This is a genomic window from Facklamia sp. P9177 (assembly GCF_050409585.1).
In the GTDB taxonomy this organism is placed as follows: domain Bacteria; phylum Bacillota; class Bacilli; order Lactobacillales; family Aerococcaceae; genus Facklamia.
This window is the reverse complement of sequence record NZ_JBNUPE010000004.1, coordinates 13981-31931: the sequence shown is the minus strand read 5'-3', so window position 1 is coordinate 31931 and position 17951 is coordinate 13981. Positions and strand designations below refer to the sequence as shown.

Sequence of the window (17951 nt, the reverse complement as noted above, 5' to 3'; positions counted from 1 at the left end):
AGTAAGAAAATATTAAATAGTTTACGTCTAAATTTTTTAACGGCTTCTGAGACACTTATTAGTCGTGTCCCTTAGAGTGCGTCCTTTAATTCATTCATTGAAACAATATGGGTTGTTAAAATAGGTTGAAATACAGCTTCCTTCGTTTTTAATCGGTAGGATTATAACGCTTGAGTAAGTTTGAGACGTTTCACTTTTTTAAGCTCCTAATTGAATTGCGAATTAGGGGCTTTAGATAATGCAAAAACTCATTAAACCTTTCTTCTTGACAAACTAAAAAAAATTAATATAATAATGTGTGTAAACGGTTACACATGGAGGTGTGAAGTTTTTGGTGACAATTCGTGATGTGGCAAATGAAGCAGGCGTTTCAGTCGCAACTGTTTCGCGCTTGATGAATAACAGTGGTTATGTGAGCGAACAATCCAAACAAAAGATTCTTTCGGCGATTAAAAAATTAGATTATATCCCTAATGAAATTGCTAGATCTTTAAATAAACAGTCGATGAAAATTCTTGGTTTATTGGTTCCAGATATTACTAACCCTTATTTTCCTTCTTTAATCAAGGGAGTCGAACAATGTGCCTTGCAACACGACTATATGCTTTTATTAGGCAATACCGAAGGCCAAGAAACGATTGGTGAGAACTATCTTAATTTTTTTAAACAATATAAAGTCGCTGGATTAATCAAAATTGATGGGACTCATCTAAACACACCTGAGGACGTTCCAACCGTCTCATTAGACCGGATGAATGATCAAGATCGGTTTGCAGTAATCTCTGATGATTTTTATGGCGGAGAACTCATTGGACAAACTATTCTTGAAACTAATCATGGCTCTATTTTGATTATGACGGGTCCAATGGATATTCAAGTGTCTAAAATGCGTTTACAAGGAATACAGTCTGTATTTGATCAATATAAAATCGACTATCAGATATATTCTACTCCGTCCTTCCAGACAGAATTTGCAGATCAAGTTGCCAAGGAGATTATTCGTGACTATCCCAATATTGATACGGTGATTGCTCCTAATGATATCTATGCTTTAGCCCTTATCCAAGCTTGGAATCAATTAGGTTCTATTATCCCAGAAGATGTCCAAATCATTGGGTATGATGGAATTGTCTTTGGAGCCTATGCCCATCCGAGTTTAACTACCATTGAACAACCGGCTTATAAAATAGGTTATCAGGGAACAGAATTGTTACTAGCTATTATTAACCAACAAATAGATCCTGAAATGTCTAAAATCATCCAAGTCAAACCGCGATTATTAAAAAGAAATTCTTTAAGGGAGGTAAAATAATGGTAAAAATTGCAGTCATTGGAAGTATATCTACTGATTTTGTGGTGACTTCTAAACGAAGACCCCAAGCTGGAGAGACTATTTTTGGGGAATACTTTGAAACTTATTTTGGTGGCAAAGGAGCTAATCAAGCCGTTGCAACCAGCCGACTGGGTGCAGAAACTTATATGTTAGGAGCAGTGGGAGCTGATAAATTTGGTGAAAGTTTAATAGCCAATTTGCAAAATAACCGGATTGAAGTTTCACACATTAAAACAAAGAAGCAGCTTCCTTCAGGTTCTGCCATTATTAATGTTGTTGAAGGCGAAAATACGATCATTTATGTAGCGGGAGCTAATGATGCTTATTCAAGCGAACAAGTTCTAAAAGAGCAAGCATTTCTCACTACCTGTGATTTAATTCTAATCCAAAATGAAAGTCCCATCGAAACGGTTGAAACCCTTATACAACAAATGGCTGATGCCTCTTGTCAAATAATATATAACCCTGCGCCCGCTCGCTCATTTAATCCACAATTGATGGCAGCTATCGATTACATCACACCTAATGAACATGAATTTCTCTTAATGTTCCCAGATCAAGAAATGGCAGAAGTTCTGGCTCAATATCCGAACAAAATGATTGTAACCTTAGGAGCTCAAGGGGCCGTCTTTCATAATGGACATGAACTTATTGAAGTCCCTTCCTATAAAGTTGATCAAATTGTAGATACTACTGGGGCTGGTGATACATTCAATGGTGCGCTCGCCTTTGCTATTGGCAACCAGTTCGAACTCGAAGAAGCAATTCGTTTTGCCAACTTAGCCGCCGCCCTATCAATCGGAAAAGAAGGGGCTCAAAAAGGAATGCCTACTATCAAACAAATGAAGGAGAGTGTATATTTTGAAAAAACATGGGATATTAAATAGTCATATCTCCAAAGTTTTATCCGATATGGGCCATACTGATCAACTAACAATTGCAGATTGTGGTCTTCCTATCACAACGCATGTAGAAAAAATTGATTTAGCTATTCGCTTAGGTGAGCCTGATTTTATCAGTGTTTTAAAAACAGTAATGAGTGATATGAAAATTGAACGGATTATTCTCGCCGAAGAAATCAAACAATATAATCCGAATTTGCTAGCTGAAATCCAGCAATTAGTAAATCCACTTATTGAGATTCAATTTATAGATCATGACTCATTCAAGAAGCAGACCCATAAAAGCAAAGCGATCATAAGAACAGGTGAGGCGACTCCTTATGCAAATATTATTTTGCAATCAGGCGTCATTTTCTAGGGGGGAGTATTATGGAAATTCAAATGACTAATATCCATAAACAGTTTGCAGCCAACCAAGTCTTAAGAGGAGTAAACTTCGACTTAAGAAGTGGAGAAGTCCATTCACTAATGGGTGAAAATGGAGCTGGAAAATCAACTTTAATGAACATTTTAACCGGTCTATTATCAGCTGACCAAGGAAAGATTACCATTAATGGAAAAGAATCATTGTTTGATAATCCCAAAGATGCTGAAAATAATGGCGTTAGCTTTATTCATCAAGAATTGATAACTTGGCCAAAGATGACCGTCTTAGAAAACATGTTTATGGGGAAAGAGCTTACCAAATATGGCCTTTTCTGTGACCAAGCTACCATGAAATTAAAAGCTAAAACTATTTTGCAAGAATTAGGTATTCAGATTGATCTTGATGCCTTGATGGGAACACTCAGTATCGGTCAACAACAACTAATTGAAATTGCCAAAACACTGATGAACGATGCTTCTGTTATTATCATGGATGAACCGACAGCTGCTTTGTCAGACCATGAAATTGATACACTCTTTTCTATAATCCAAAAACTTAAGCAACAAGGAGTCGCAATTGTATACATCTCGCACCGCTTGAAGGAAATATTTCAAATAAGCGACCGTATCACTGTCATGCGCGATGGCATTTCGATTATGACTAAAGATGTTACCAACACGGATGAGGAAGAAATTGTTCGTGCAATGGTGGGTCGAGACATTGGGGATTACTATCCGAGTAAACGTTCAGAAGTTGGCCGTACACTTTTAGAAGTTAACAAGCTAACGGTGAGTGAAAAATTTGAGGATATCTCTTTCACTTTGAAACAAGGGGAAATACTCGGTGTGTCTGGACTGATGGGAGCAGGACGTACAGAAATTATGTCGGCTATCTTCGGCTTGCTTCCGATTGAGCGCGGAACTATTAAAATTAATAATCAGCCTGTGCTTCTCTCTTCACCACTTCATGCTATTAAACAAGGAATTGGTTACTTAACTGAAAACCGTAAAGAGGAAGGCCTTATTTTAGACTTTTCGATTAAAGAAAATATTGGAATCACTGCTTTTAAAGAATTTTCTAAAAACGGTTTAATTCACACCAAGGAAGAAGAAGATTTTGTGCAGTTACTCATCGAACGTTTGGCTATAAAGACAATGGATATGCATCTACCAGTGACTTCCCTATCTGGTGGGAATCAGCAAAAAGTGGTCTTAGCCAAATGGATTGCTGCTGGAACTCAAATTTTAATTTTGGATGAACCTACCCGTGGAGTGGATATCGGTGCTAAACGAGAAATATACTTGTTGATGCGTGAATTAACCGATCGAGGTGTTGGTATCATAATGGTATCAAGTGATTTACCTGAAATAATTGGAGTCAGTGACCGTGTACTTGTTATTCATGAAGGAAAACTGAATGGCTGTCTGTCCCATGAAGAATTATCGGAAGAACGCATCATGACTTTAGCTACAGGAGGAAAATAATGGATAAAGTTGAAAAGAAATCATCGAAAAAGCAATTTGATTTAAGAAGATTAGGTCCAGTATTGGCCTTAATTGTTTTGTTTGTTCTCGTTACCCTCTTAAATCCAAATTTTATTAAAATAAATAATTTACTTAATTTGCTTAGACAAGTCTCAATTAATGCCTTTATAGCATTCGGTATGACCTTTGTCATTATCACTGGGGGGATTGACTTGTCGGTCGGCTCTGTCTTAGCTTTGTCAAGCGCGATAGTCGCATACTTAATGATGTATGGTATGAGCCCTATACTTGCTGTTTTAATTGGGGTCTTACTTGGGGGACTTTTAGGAGCAATTAATGGATTAATTATAACTAAGGGGAAGGTTGTTCCATTTATTGCTACCCTTTCAACTATGACTATCTATCGCGGATTAACTTTGGTACTAACGGGAGGAAATCCTCTCACTAAATTTGAAGGGGGGCAATTTTTTGAATCCATTGGAAGGGGGTATTTATGGAAAATTCCAGTGCCGGTTCTTCTAATGTTGGTTGTTTTTGGCATTCTCTACATGCTTTTGCATCGCACAACATTTGGACGGAAAACTTTTTCCGTTGGAGGAAATGAAAAAGCGGCTTATATTGCTGGAATTAATAGTCATCGAGTTAAACTTATTGTCTACACTATCTCCGGGGCTTTGGCTGCCACTGCAGGTTTAATCTTAACTTCACGATTAAACTCAGCGCAACCAACTGCTGGAGTCGCTTATGAAATGGATGCCATCGCTGCTGTTGTCATTGGTGGTACAAGTATGGCTGGAGGTCATGGCCGCATCATTGGAACCTTAGTCGGCGCTTTAATCATTGGTACGTTGAATAATGGTTTAAACTTACTTGGAGTATCTAGTTTTTATCAACAAATTGTTCAAGGTATCGTTATATTAATCGCTGTTCTATTAGATCGAAAAGAAAAATAACTATATAAAAGGAGCATTCAAATGAAATCTATAAAAAAAATTACTATCGCCTTGTTCGCTATTTTACCACTTGTTCTATTAAGTCTAACTGCTAAGCTACAGGTTAAGGCAGAAGAAGAATATACAATAGGTCTAGCAATTTCCACTACCAATAATCCCTTCTTCGTCGATTTACAAGAAGGTGTTGAAGAGGCTGCAAAAGAAATGGGAGCCACTGTTAAAATTGTTGACGCACAAGATGATGCAACAACACAGCTTAATGGACTGGATGACTTAATCACTCAAGGAGTAGATATTTTACTCATTAATCCCGTTGATTCCGATGCTATAGTCCCAGCTATTAAAAATGCTAATGAAGCAAAAATTCCTGTTATTACCATTGACAGAAACGCTGCAGAAGGTGAAGTTGTTTCATTAGTAGCCTCTAATAACTTAGATGGCGGTAAGATGGCTGCTGAATTCATTATTGAAAAGATTGGAAAAGGTGCGAAAGTTATTCAATTAGAAGGTGTTCCAGGCGCTTCTGCAACAAACGAAAGAGGGGAAGGTTTTGAAGAAGGAGCCAAAGATCAATTAGAGCTTATCGCTAGTCAATCTGCTAACTTTAACCGTTCAGAAGGATTAACTGTTATGGAAAATCTTCTTCAAGCACACCCTGATGTTCAAGCTGTCTTTGCTCAAAATGATGAAATGGCTTTAGGGGCTATTGAAGCTATTAAAGCTGCTGGTTTAGAAGAAGAAATTCTCGTGATAGGATTTGATGGCAATGACGATGGCTTGGAAGCGGTCAAAGAAGGTGAATTGGCTGCAACGATCGCTCAACAACCTAAAGAAATGGGACATTTAGCGGTTGAAGCTGCCATCAATCATTTAAAAGGAGAAAAAGTTGAAGAATCCATTGCTTCTCCGTTAGAATTAGTAATTAAAGACACACTAGAAGAAAAATAATTCACTTTTCATTTAATAGTTTTAAGACCTCACGACACTTATTTAGTGCCCTGAGGTCTTCATTATTTTTTACCCACCTATATTAGTATCTGTAGCATAATCCCTAAAATCATTTTCCACTAACTCATAGTCAACACTGGATTGGCTACAACCAAGTTGGTCGACCCATGAGTCATCGTTAATCCGCAACTTTTTAAACCCTAGTAGCTCATATACATGTTGGGCCCTAGTATTTTGAAGATTAACATCTAAAATAATTTTTTGATAGCCTTGATTAAATAATTCTTTAATCAGTAAGCTCAGAATAATTCGACCCAGGCCTTTATTGCGATAAATTGCTTCACAAATCTTTATATGTATTTCTGTGACTTGATTCCCCAAGTTATCATAAAACATTTCACCAATTAATTGACCTTGATACTCAATGAGTAGGAGCCGACCTTTTTCATCGGTATAATTTTCAATCTTATCTTCGATTTCTTCGACTGATTTGCCTAGTCCATTGGGAAAGCCCAAATATTTCATTAGTTTCCCATCATTCCACCATTGACAGAGTTTGGCAGCATCTGCTATTTCTGCATCACGTATCCATAAATTTTTATACCTTACTTTCATAGAAATCCCCCATTTTAATACAGGGCTGCTTTATATTAAACAGGCATTGCAATTGATAATCAGGTTTAACTAGGATAAGGCAAAGTAAATCTACCAGCTTTTTTAAGAGAAAGCGAATACTGGATTATTCCTTTTATCTTTTAAAACCTGACATACTTCTTAAAATTATGCCAGTCGTTGTCAAATTATGTAGGATTGATAGGGAACTTGGTGATAATAAATCAAAAACACCTAATAAAATGAGCCCACTATTAATCGCAATGGTTTGTTTAACATTTTTCTTTATTCTTTTATCTAATAAATGGCTAATTTCAGCCAATTCCATTAGACTTTCTAATTGATTATTTGATAAAACAAGATCACTTGTTTGTTTGCAAATATCAGCAGCATCATTCATAACTGCCCCTATGTCTGCAAGCGACAGTGCAGCAGAATCATTGAGCCCATCTCCAAGCATCATGACTTTTTTACCTGAACGTTTTTGTTCTTCAATGAACTGATATTTATCATTTGGTGACACTTCTGTTTGTAAATATTGAACGGATATATTATTCATAAGATTTTGAGTTCGCTCTTTGGTATCACCAGTAAGAAGCGCAACTTCTTTGCCCTTACTTTGTAACCATTGAATGACTTTGGCCGCTTGCGGACGAAGCGGGGTATCAATTAGAAAAAGACCAATTAATCTTCCGTTGTAACCAAGATAGAGTAGGTTGTATTGCTGTTCATAGTTATTAATAACGGCTTTTTGTTCTTCAGAAATAGCAATTTTTTTATCCGTCATTAAAAGATAACTACCAATGACTACTTCTTTTCCATCAATGGTTGATAAGATCCCGCGCGACGCAATATGATGGAGCTTTCCATGCATTTCATCATGGACAATAGCTTTTTCTTGGGCTTCGTTCACTACGGCTTTAGCCAATGGATGATGAATGTGTTCTTCTAAGCAAGCGCCCATTCGTAAAACATCTTCGGTTTCATAATCATCAAAAGAGACGGTTTTATAAACCTTAGGATCGGATACAGTTAAAGTCCCGGTTTTATCAAAGACAAACAGATCGATGTCATTATACTTTTCCACGACATCCATACTTTTAATTAATATTTCCTTCTCAACCGCTTCTTTAATTGCCGTTAAGTAAGAAATAGGAACCGAAAGCTTCAAAGCACAAGAGAAATCAACTAATAGAAACGATAGGGCTCTTCGCAAGGATCCAGTGAATAAATAGGTAAGAATGACACCTAAAAAATTGTACTTAACCAGATTGTCAGCTAGAGCAATATATTTAGTTTGTTGAGTGCCTTTTTGATTTTCTGATTGACGCATTAGAGACATCAATTCGTGGATACGGTAATTTAACGTGGTATTTGTAACGCGAATAGATAATTCTCCCGATTCGATCACTGTATTTGAAAAGACTTGATCTTCTTCTTGCTTAAGGATAGGGAAAAATTCTCCGGTAAGCGAACTTTCATTGACCATGGCTGAGCCAGCATCCACTACCCCGTCAAATAAAATTTCCTTTCCTTCAGACACGATTATAATGTCATTCAACTGAACTTCTTTAGCATTACGCTCAAGCTTATTCCCTTGACTGTCTAACAACCATACCGTTTTAGTAGGATCTTTCATACTGCTTTCCAAATCTGCAATTGACTTTTTATTGGTCCAGTCATTTAATTGATCACCCAATCCCATGATAAACATAATGGAACTAGCGGTTTTAGGCTGTCCAATCAATATGGCAGTTAAAATAGCAGCGCCATCTAAAACTTCCATATTTATATCCTGCGATACTAACGATTGAAGCGCTTTTTCTATATATTTAGTGGATAAATAAAGGGTATAGAGATACTGAATAGGTTGAGGTAGAAATAGACGTCTCAGCACAAACAGGCTCAGTTCCTTCGAAACAATCGCATAAGGCGTCTTTTCTTTGCTATAGGGCTCTTGTAAACATCTAATGACTTGATCTTCAGTCAAACTATTTAAAAATTTGAGGGCGTGTGCCATCGAGTAATCTTTATGAACAAAGACAGCCATTGTCCTTTCATCATGATAGAAAACTATTTTTTGAATAGCTGGTTGGAGTTGAGCCTCCTCCTTAATCATTTCTCTAACGGATAACGTTAGTAAAAAAGAACACTTAACTCTTACTCGACTTTTGTTTTGATGACAAATTTTAAACTTCATTAGCGCCTGCTATATCCTCAATGCTATCGGCTTGCTCTTGCTGTTTTTGGGCAAGATAAATTTCTTGAGCATCTGACAAAACGTCATCAGTATGTTGTTTAATTGTTGATACATTCGCATCAAGCTCATCTTTTAATTGGTAAGATTTTGCGATTACATGAGCATAAGTTTCTTTAGCTTTTTTACTCGTTAAAACTTTTAACCCTAGTGTTCCAAATAGAGCTCCTCCGAGGAATAAACCAGATGATTTGCTGATTTTTGTGGCCTTTTTTAAATTCTTTAACATTTTAAATCCTTCTTTCTATTTATATTTAAATAATTATAGCACTGATAAAAGTAAGTTTCAATTAATGGGTCCAAGGCTCAATTCTTATGCGTGTTAGACGATAATACATATGTGACATAAAACAAATAAAAATAGGGAGCTTCTGTTACACTAAAGATATACAAACAACTTATCGAAAGAAACAGCCATTAATAGGAGCGTTATGATGACCTTGGGGCTTTTGATTCGATCTTTTAAATTATGGCCACTGCAATGGATGGGTGTGTTTTTCCTTAGATTAGGTAGTGACTTGTCCCTTAGTGGATTATTATTTTGTGGAGTAGTTTTAGCAAAACAGACCCATTCTTTGTTTAAATTCAAATAGATATACAGTTTAATTGTTAAGTACTGTTTCTTTCCTATTTTATTCACTTTTTATTTCGTTACGCTACCCTAAAATTGCAATTAGGCTTGCTGAAGTAAGTTTTGTCAATTGATCAATCTTTCACAAAAACACTTTTATTTCATTTGAATTTTTGCTAATTTTTTTTAATTCGAAAAAAATGGTTTCGTTTTCATAAAAATCATTGACTTGCTATACCCTTTTATCATACAATTTAGTTAAATAAAAATTTAGGAGGGGAAGAGATGAATTCTTTAGTCAGTTATTTTGTGAAAAATATCACTCATTTGAGTGATTTAATGTGGTCCAGTGTTCTTTTGTATATTCTTATAGCGGTCGGTATTTTTTATACTTTTTATCTTGGCTTTCCGCAATTTCGTTATTTTGGAACAGCGTTTAAAGAGACTTTTGGCGGCGTTTTTGGTAAAAAGGAAAAAGAAGAAGCCGGTACCATGTCTTCATTCCAAGCCCTAGCAACAGCCATTGCTGCTCAAGTCGGAACAGGTAATGTTGCTGGGATTGCTACAGCTATTATGGCAGGAGGACCTGGTGCTATTTTCTGGATGTGGATGTCTGCTTTTGCTGGCATGGCTACAATTTTTGGCGAGGCCGTTTTAGCTCAGAAATATCGTGAAGTGCGTGATGATAACTTTGTGGGAGGGCCTGCCTTTTATATCAGTAAAGGGATAAAACAAAAAACCTTAGGCAAATTCTTAGCCGGCTTCTTCTCAGTAGCAATTATTATTGGCTTAGGGTTTATTGGGAACTTAGTGCAATCAAACTCGATATCTGCCGCTGTCAATGAGGCTACCGGTATTAACCCAATTATCGTTGGTGTTTTGATAGCAATTGCAGCTGCTTTAGTTTTTATGGGTGGTATGAAACGAATTGCTAACTTTGCCGAATTAGTTGTGCCATTCATGGCTGCTTTATATATTATCGGCGTCATCGTCGTAATGGTTCTCTATAAAGAACAAGTCGGTCCTGCTTTTAAATCGATTTTTGTGGAAGCTTTTAAACCTACATCTATGATGGGTGGAGCGATCGGTGTCACCGTTAAACAAGCCATTCGATACGGGGTCGCAAGGGGTCTCTTCTCAAACGAAGCAGGTATGGGTTCTACACCACATGCCCACGCAGTGGCCAACGTAAAACATCCTGCTGAACAAGGTTTAGTAGCAATTGTTGGTGTTGTCATTGATACGCTCGTTGTTGGAACCGCTACTGCAATGGTAATTCTCGTTACCGGCGCTCATGAAAAAGGGTTAGAGGGGGCTTTAGTCACGCAAGAAGCTTTTTCTTCCGCTTTTGGTACGTTAGGTACATCCTTTCTAGCTCTTTGTTTAACCTTTTTTGCCTTTACCACTATTGTAGGTTGGTACTATTTTGGAGAAACCAATATTCGTTACTTATTTGGTAAAAAAGGGCTTTTACCTTATCGTATTATCGTCATTTTCTTTATCGTTTTAGGATCATCACTCACTAAGAAAATCGACTTTGTTTGGACCATGTCAGACTTCTTTAACGGGCTGATGGTCTTTCCAAACATGATTGCTCTCCTTTTATTAGCGCCTCAAGCTAAACGGATTCTAGATAGCTATAAAGCGCATCAGCTCTATAATCGGGAGGATTTAAGTTAGTTTTATTAAAGTATAAAAAGGCCTCTGAAGTTGAATTCAAATCAACTTTAGGGGTCTTTAAATTTGTTGAAGGATTAAGCTATCCTAATACTGATTAGGTGTCAAAGAATAATAGTATTATTATTCTTTTTTGGTGAGTTCTTCCGCTTCATCCAAATTATCAATAAACTCACCATCTTTTATCTCTACCATGACATCTTCTTTAAACGGTTCATAGTAATGCACATTTGCTAAATTGTTCGTGGCTAAATAGTTTCTAAGTCTTTCAGCCATCGGTGTAAAAGTAGCATAGGTTAACCCGCCTGATAGAACGGCACCTATAAGTGGAATAACCTTTGAAACACTCTTCGCAAAAATTTGTTTAGTCATTGTGACACCTAATAAAGCAGCTACCTTTTTTACTACTGGGTAGATCATTCCCTTTGTCAATGCTTTTTGTGGAAGTTTTTAGCTACCTGTTTAGCAACTTGTCCAGCTATTTTATTAATAGTGCTAACTGCCCCATTCACTCCAAACATAATGCCAACAAAAAGCGTTATTAGATTTTTAGTTTCTTCATTCAATTCCTCAGAATTAAGACTTAGCTCCTGCCAACCATATAGATATATGAGTTCTTGTAATATTCGCAGAATATGTGCAAAATACTGAGCCAAATCTGCCGGAACTGTTCCAAACATAGCAAAACCACCAGGAAGCCCCGCTGCCGCAGATAAAGCCGTCACTTTATTTCTTTCCGCAATAATGCAACTTCTAGCAATCTTATTGATATCATCAACACTAATTCCAGCATAAGCCGGATTGTGATTAATTGCTTTTTCGATAACCTCTTTAGAATATTTACCGCGAAGTTCCTTTCTTAAGAACAACTCACGATCTATCTTAACCATAGGAAGTTTCGCAGACTCAACGAGCAACATTTCAAAGTTAATATTTTCTATAATTTTACCCCTATCATAATTTTTTGAAGTTCTAGAATAAGCTTCTATAATGGGCGCTGTTATTTTTACGATATTTCAATTAACAATTTAAAAGTTTTAATAACGATTACTATTATTTTACCAAAATAAATCTTTCTTGAATAATAAGGATTTAGATTAAGCAAAATTTTTTAATTAAAAGTTGAAGCATACTCCTGTTTGTTCAGAAGATCGTTTTTCCCCAAATTAATGAAGGTGCTTATTGAAAATCCTTCGATAACGTTTGTTCTTAAAACCATTGGGCAACGTTGTTGATTCTACATTAACCGCTTAATGAACCAAGACGTAACTGATACCACACAAGTTCAACCAATATCAGTAAATTTTCCAAAAGCAACTCGGATAGTCGCCACCGAAAGTTTAGCTATTTTATTAACAATCACTTAACTTTTACCATCTAATATTAAAGTGTGAGGGGTTAATTGATCAGTATAAGCCTTAGCTATCATCTTTTTTCTGCTACGCTTGCTGTAAAAAAATATATTCATTTAAAAGCCATATTCACTCTTTTTATCACTCTCTCAATATTTACAGATTTTTCGGAAGGCTTAGTATTTACTGAATTTCCTACGATAATAAATCTAAGTAAAGGTTTGAAAACTAACTGAAATGGATAATTGAAAAGGCTATAATCTAAGTTGTCCCATAGGGATTTTGTTTCTTGTAACTTTTAACAATAGTAGAAGTAAAGGCGTTCGAACTCATACTGGTTGCAACTCGCATAAAGTTTCTTCTTAAACCTAATTGATGCTCATTTAAACCATATTGATTCAGTTAAGTTAGCTTTCTAATATGAGTCTTTTCGTAAAATATCAAGTATTTGTTGTTCATAATAGTGAATGGTTCCTTTGAAATTTTCAAGTTATCGATTGCAAAAAACATGCGATTGCGTTGCACCACTATAGAAAATAGACTAATGGTTAGATATCAATTTTTCGATCTTTTGATCAATAAGCGTTATTAGAATCTTTTTTTAATTTAGTTTACTTAAAAATTTGTTTAGTATTTTTCTAGAGAAAGTTTTACTATTTGCTGACACAATTCTTCATAACTCATACCTTTTGCTAAAGCCTCTTGGGGTAATAAACTAGTTGGGGTCATTCCGGGTAATGAATTCACTTCAATACAATAAATAGTATTTTCATTATCCATTAAAAAATCCACCCTACCATAAACTTTTAAATCCAACTTATGAAAGATCTTAAACGCAATTTGCTGCATTTTTTTGCTAAGATCACTCTGAAGGTTTGCCGGCACGATTTCTTCAGTAGCTCCAGCTTGATACTTATTAGAATAGTCATAAAAGCCATTTTTAGGTATTAATTCTATAACTGGTAGAACTTGATCTCCTAATATACCCACAGAAAATTCACGTCCTATGATCTTTTTTTCAACTAAGATTTTGTCAGAATACTTTTTAGCCCGATTAATTGAAGCCATAAGCTGAGATTGTTCTTCAACTATCTCAACTCCGATACTTGATCCGTTATCATTTGGCTTCACAACAGCAGGAGCTTGTACATTTACTTCGTTAAAATCATCAATTAGACACCATTCTGGAGTCAAAATATTGTTTGAAACCATGATTTCTTTAGAAACAATTTTATCCATCGCTAGTAAACTGCCTTTATAATTTGAACCCGTATATTTAATCTGATACAAATCAAATAATGCTTGAAGAACTCCATTCTCGCCAATACCACCATGTAAACCGAGGAAAACAATGTCGGCCGATTGGCAGATTGAAATAACGTTAATTCCAATTTGATTAGTTCGATTTTGATTTTCCTGGATTAATTTTTTTAAATTCGGCGCTTCTTTAGGAACTTGATAGGTATACTCATTTTTACCATATTTCCTGTGAGCCTCTTCAAATTCTCGTACATCCTTCATACCAAGATATAAGTCTAAGAGTAATACACAATGCCCTTTCTGAATTAAAGCATTAGCAATTTGCGAAGCAGATGATAAAGAAACATCTCTTTCATCACTGAGTCCACCAGCTAAAACAACAATATTCATATTGTCTCCCTCTACTTTCAAATAAAAAGTTTATTTAGTCAATTTAAAGTTATCGATTATTATGCAAATTGATTAAATCATTTATTATTATAACAAATTTGACTCTTCTATTAATCTTTCTAACATAAAAATTAATAGAACCTATCCTTATACAATCACACTTCTATATCTGTTCGTTCTTTAATAGTTATGAATTCTATTTAATGAATTCTTAAAATTATTAATTCACGTTCATCGAAAAAATAAGTTCTTTATCTTATCGAATTAATTCTCTTTTAAAAAAACTTTTCTTCAATAGAAAGATACTCTTGTTGTATATAAGAGACAAATAAGAAGGCGTATTAATTTCAATACAAACAAAAAACACCCTAAGGATGTGTACTGATTCCCTAATTCCATGTCCGGATTTTGGGTCAGTACATACTTAGGATGCGGCTAGAGTTTTTAGCACGGTGCTGCCATTAAAGTTAAACCCTCACTATTTTCTCCAAGTATTTAGCAATCTAGGGAAAACATTTTAAGCTACTGATGATTTTCTTTACAAATAAATAGAATATATCCGTTATTTTACCATATGCATTTCTTCTAGTTGTGCCTCGATATTTTCTTGATCGACACCGGCTTGTAATAAAGTTGCAGCGGTATATGCTCCTTCTACGACTGGAACATCATATATTTTGATTGTTTTATCACTCATTTCCATAGCCATTTCTAGATTCATTTTTGCACTACCTAGATCATAAAATGCCAATAAATTTTCAGCTGAGTTTTTATTGATGGCTGCTAAAGCGGTATCAAAGTTCGTCCCTATTTCGTTTTGATCAATACCACCTACTACTTGCACATCAACATCTGCTGCTGCTTGTTGAATCAAACGATGAATTCCTTCCGCAATCTCATGAACATGTGAAACAATCACAATTCCAGTTTTTTTCATTATTCTGCCTCCGCTTCTAGCATTGCGTGAAATAATAAGCCTGAGGAGTAAGCTCCTGGATCAATATGGCCAATAGATCGATCTCCCACATAAGAGGCTCGTCCTTTTTTAGCTTTTAATGGTTGCGTTGCTTCCACTGCTTCATCAATTAATTCGTGGGTTAATTGATGAGTCTCAACTGCTTCTACAACAGCTATCCATAAATCTACCATTGTTTTGTCGCCTTGTTCTGCTTTTCCACGCTTTTGAATCGTTTCTAACCCAGCTTTTAAAACACTTGCCCAGTCTTCAGCTGCTGATTCAGCTTTCATCATGCCCATAAAGGCTGACCCATATAGTGGCCCAGAGGCTCCACCGACTTTACTTAGCATATTTTTCATCATTAATTGAAGCAATTCATTCAACGTTTTTGGGTTTTCGTCTTCAATCGCTTTAATTACATGGGTCATGCCACGAGACATATTATTTCCATGGTCACTATCGCCAATAGGTGTGTCTAATTGTGTTAAATAGTCTTTTTCGTTTTGAATTTTTTCATTGAATAATTCCATCCAACGAATTCCAGTCTCTAGATTCATTTAAAAGATTCACCCTTTCATTTTATAAAATAATCTTACCAATTAATGGTATCAACTGGTGCTTCAATAGCTTTCAAATAGAATGCTTCATCTAAGCGAAGCAAAGTTAAGGATAAACCTTGCATATCTAACGAAGTCATTAAATTGCCTACTTTCGAAAACGCAATCGTCAGATTCTTTTCTTTCATTATCCTTTGCACATCATTTGCAAATACATATTGTTCCATTAATGGCGTTCCACCTAAACCATTCACGATTATTGCAAAGCGATCATTGGCTTTGGCATCAAACTCTTTTAGTAATTTTGTAAGTAATTCTTGGGATAAATCCTGTGAACTCTGCAATTTTTCTCGTCGATATCCCGGTTCGCCATGAATACCTACGCCATACTCGATTTCATCATCCGCTAAGGTAAAACTTGCTTCATCGCTCCCAGGCGTAGTGACCCCTGTTAATGCGACTCCAATCGTTTTTATATTTGGGATAAGATTTTCCGCTAATTTTTTAATCTCTTCAATGGTTTGCCCTTGTTCAGCAGCATGCCCTAATATTTTGTGAACAAAGACCGTTCCTGCAACGCCACGTTTTCCCTGGGTGTAGAGACTATCTTCGACAGCAATGTCATCATCAACTACGACACTCTCTACTTTTATTCCTTCCATCTCAGCTAATTCCTGAGCCATCTCAAAGTTCATAATATCCCCTGAATAGTTCTTTATAACGAGAAAGACACCTGCCCCCTCATCCGCTTCTTTAATTGCTTGTAAAATTTGATCGGGCGTTGGAGAAGTAAAGACTGCCCCACAAACAGCTGCTGATAACATTCCTCTTCCAACAAATCCAGCATGTGCAGGTTCATGTCCGCTTCCTCCACCAGAAATAATAGCCACTTTCCCTGTTTTTTCTAAAGTTCGTTGAATAATTCCTGTTTCAGGAATTCTTTTAAGCAATTTTGAATGACTTTGTACCATTCCATTAATCATCTCATCCACAATATTTTCTGGTTTATTTATTATTTTTTTAATCACGCTAGATTCCTACCTTTTTAAATTTATTTTGCTTGTTTTCTTGCTTTATAATCGCGACCCATCGCATCCGCTGCAATAATTGCATTTGCAACGGCTTCTTCTGTGATTTCAAAAGGCATTGAATGAATGGATTCTTCTGGGATACATGCTTTTTTAGCTACTTTTAGAATTTCTTGGTAATTAACTTCTTCGACATCTAAGTCCGCTAGAGATACTGGTAACCCAACAGAAATATTAAAGTCTAATAATTCTTCGACTTCTGATTTTGGTGCGTCTTCGAGCACTAATTGAACAAAGGTTGTAAAAGCAACTTGTTCCCCATGGTAATAATTTCCTGGTCCTTCTAAAACAGTTAAGCCATTATATATTGCATGAGCAGCTGCTAATCCTCCCGATTCAAAGCCTAAGCCAGATAATAAGGTGTTTGCTTCTACGATATCTTCTAAAGCTTGTGTAACAACGTTCTGATCAGCCGCAATTTTTGCATCGTATCCTTTTTCTAGAACCACTTTTAAACTTTTTTCAGCTAGAGTCATGGCTGCAATTGTTCCTTTAGCAGGTCCTGTAGCCCCAGTACGATAACCATTTGGCAAACCAGCATTCACATTTGAATTGGATTGACGAGTCGCTCGAGCTTCATAATAAGTTGCCAAAGTATCGCCCATACCAGCTACTAGGAATCGACTCGGTGCCTGTGCAATAACGGTAGTATCCATCAAAACAACATCTGGGTTTTTGCTAAAGTAAGCATAATCATCAAATTGATGATCGGCCGTATATAAGACAGCAGAGTGACTCGTGGGCGCATCTTGAGCTGCAATCGTCGGGCAAATAATAATATTCTGTCCTTCCGCTACAACTTTGGACGTATCGATTGCTTTTCCTCCCCCCAATCCTACAATAACATCAGTGCCTTTTTCTTTTGCTAATTTTTTCAATCGTTCGACTTCTTCGCGTGTGGCTTCGCCACCAAAATCTCCTCGATGTAATTGAACCTTATAGGTTTCAGCTGTTTGATCCAGTTTGTCTTGTACACGATCAATATCTGCTTTATTTCCTATAACGAGGGCAGATTCACCTAAAGACTGAATATAAAATCCTAAATTCAATAATTCATCTTCACCTTGTACATACTTACTTGGACTAATAAATGCTTTTCTCATTCTTATTCCTCCTGTATCTTTTAAGCTTCTTCTTCTCCACTAAATTAATGGTAACAAGTAAGCGCTATCAATTCAACAGACAAAAACCTTCGTCTGTCCGTTTGGTTTCAGATTTGCTCTGTCGTATACTGATACTATC

General features: G+C 36.1%; 17 protein-coding genes. 7 read left to right on the top strand and 10 right to left on the bottom strand.

What is annotated here, in order from left to right:
- Positions 1–334 precede the first annotated feature (334 nt).
- From ACQV18_RS02920 to rbsB, 6 genes are read left to right on the top strand one after another with little or no spacing between them, the layout of a single operon-like run.
- Positions 335–1312 (top strand): LacI family DNA-binding transcriptional regulator, encoded by a 978-nt coding sequence (locus tag ACQV18_RS02920; RefSeq protein ID WP_428892595.1) that lies wholly within the window; start codon positions 335–337, stop codon positions 1310–1312.
- Positions 1312–2220 carry a ribokinase gene (rbsK, locus tag ACQV18_RS02915; protein ID WP_428892539.1) on the top strand — a complete coding sequence of 303 codons (909 nt, stop codon included), beginning with the start codon at positions 1312–1314 and terminating at the stop codon, positions 2218–2220. The genes ACQV18_RS02920 and rbsK overlap by 1 nt, the downstream gene beginning before the upstream one ends.
- On the top strand, positions 2195–2593 hold the full coding sequence (rbsD, locus tag ACQV18_RS02910; RefSeq protein ID WP_428874053.1) for a D-ribose pyranase: 399 nt from the start codon (positions 2195–2197) through the stop codon (positions 2591–2593). Before rbsK ends, rbsD begins: the two co-directional genes overlap by 26 nt.
- 11 nt (positions 2594–2604) lie before the next feature.
- On the top strand, positions 2605–4086 hold the full coding sequence (locus tag ACQV18_RS02905; protein ID WP_428892538.1) for a sugar ABC transporter ATP-binding protein: 1482 nt from the start codon (positions 2605–2607) through the stop codon (positions 4084–4086).
- Entirely contained in the window at positions 4086–5039 is a 954-nt protein-coding gene (locus tag ACQV18_RS02900; protein WP_428874051.1) for an ABC transporter permease, read from the top strand. Before ACQV18_RS02905 ends, ACQV18_RS02900 begins: the two co-directional genes overlap by 1 nt.
- A 21-nt stretch (positions 5040–5060) precedes the next feature.
- Positions 5061–5987, top strand: coding sequence for a ribose ABC transporter substrate-binding protein RbsB (gene rbsB, locus ACQV18_RS02895; RefSeq protein WP_428874050.1), 927 nt, complete (start codon positions 5061–5063; stop codon positions 5985–5987).
- 69 nt (positions 5988–6056) lie between these two features.
- Here the strand turns inward: rbsB and ACQV18_RS02890 are convergent, their stop codons facing one another.
- The 3 genes from ACQV18_RS02890 to ACQV18_RS02880 all read right to left on the bottom strand — a co-directional run bounded on the left by ACQV18_RS02890 (position 6057) and on the right by ACQV18_RS02880 (position 9085).
- Positions 6057–6602 carry a GNAT family N-acetyltransferase gene (locus ACQV18_RS02890; protein WP_428892537.1) on the bottom strand — a complete coding sequence of 182 codons (546 nt, stop codon included), beginning with the start codon at positions 6600–6602 and terminating at the stop codon, positions 6057–6059.
- Between the two features lie 133 nt (positions 6603–6735).
- Positions 6736–8799, bottom strand: coding sequence for a heavy metal translocating P-type ATPase (locus ACQV18_RS02885; protein WP_428892536.1), 2064 nt, complete (start codon positions 8797–8799; stop codon positions 6736–6738).
- A complete protein-coding gene (locus ACQV18_RS02880; RefSeq protein WP_428874047.1) occupies positions 8789–9085 on the bottom strand; it encodes a DUF6110 family protein in 297 nt (98 codons plus the stop codon). The genes ACQV18_RS02885 and ACQV18_RS02880 overlap by 11 nt, the downstream gene beginning before the upstream one ends.
- Positions 9086–9712: 627 nt before the next feature.
- On the opposite strand from ACQV18_RS02880, the gene ACQV18_RS02875 reads away from it, so the two are divergent.
- A complete protein-coding gene (locus ACQV18_RS02875; RefSeq protein ID WP_428874046.1) occupies positions 9713–11107 on the top strand; it encodes an alanine/glycine:cation symporter family protein in 1395 nt (464 codons plus the stop codon).
- Between the two features lie 120 nt (positions 11108–11227).
- Here the strand turns inward: ACQV18_RS02875 and ACQV18_RS02870 are convergent, their stop codons facing one another.
- From ACQV18_RS02870 to ACQV18_RS02840, 7 genes are all read right to left on the bottom strand, one after another.
- On the bottom strand, positions 11228–11476 hold the full coding sequence (locus ACQV18_RS02870) for a hypothetical protein (protein WP_428892535.1): 249 nt from the start codon (positions 11474–11476) through the stop codon (positions 11228–11230).
- A 56-nt stretch (positions 11477–11532) separates the two neighbouring features.
- Entirely contained in the window at positions 11533–11994 is a 462-nt protein-coding gene (locus ACQV18_RS02865) for a hypothetical protein (protein ID WP_428892534.1), read from the bottom strand.
- 1089 nt (positions 11995–13083) lie between these two features.
- Positions 13084–14106, bottom strand: a complete 1023-nt coding sequence (locus tag ACQV18_RS02860) for a D-alanine--D-alanine ligase family protein (RefSeq protein WP_428892533.1) — start codon at positions 14104–14106, stop codon at positions 13084–13086.
- A gap of 562 nt (positions 14107–14668) precedes the next feature.
- Positions 14669–15043 (bottom strand): dihydroxyacetone kinase phosphoryl donor subunit DhaM, encoded by a 375-nt coding sequence (gene dhaM / locus ACQV18_RS02855; protein WP_428874045.1) that lies wholly within the window; start codon positions 15041–15043, stop codon positions 14669–14671.
- A complete protein-coding gene (gene dhaL / locus ACQV18_RS02850; protein WP_428874044.1) occupies positions 15043–15621 on the bottom strand; it encodes a dihydroxyacetone kinase subunit DhaL in 579 nt (192 codons plus the stop codon). Before dhaL ends, dhaM begins: the two co-directional genes overlap by 1 nt.
- A 35-nt stretch (positions 15622–15656) precedes the next feature.
- Complete coding sequence (gene dhaK / locus ACQV18_RS02845) at positions 15657–16646, bottom strand: dihydroxyacetone kinase subunit DhaK (RefSeq protein WP_428874078.1); 990 nt, start codon at positions 16644–16646, stop codon at positions 15657–15659.
- A 26-nt stretch (positions 16647–16672) separates the two neighbouring features.
- Positions 16673–17812: a glycerol dehydrogenase gene (locus ACQV18_RS02840; protein ID WP_428874043.1), complete on the bottom strand. Its 1140-nt coding sequence runs from the start codon at positions 17810–17812 to the stop codon at positions 16673–16675.
- Positions 17813–17951 lie beyond the last annotated feature (139 nt).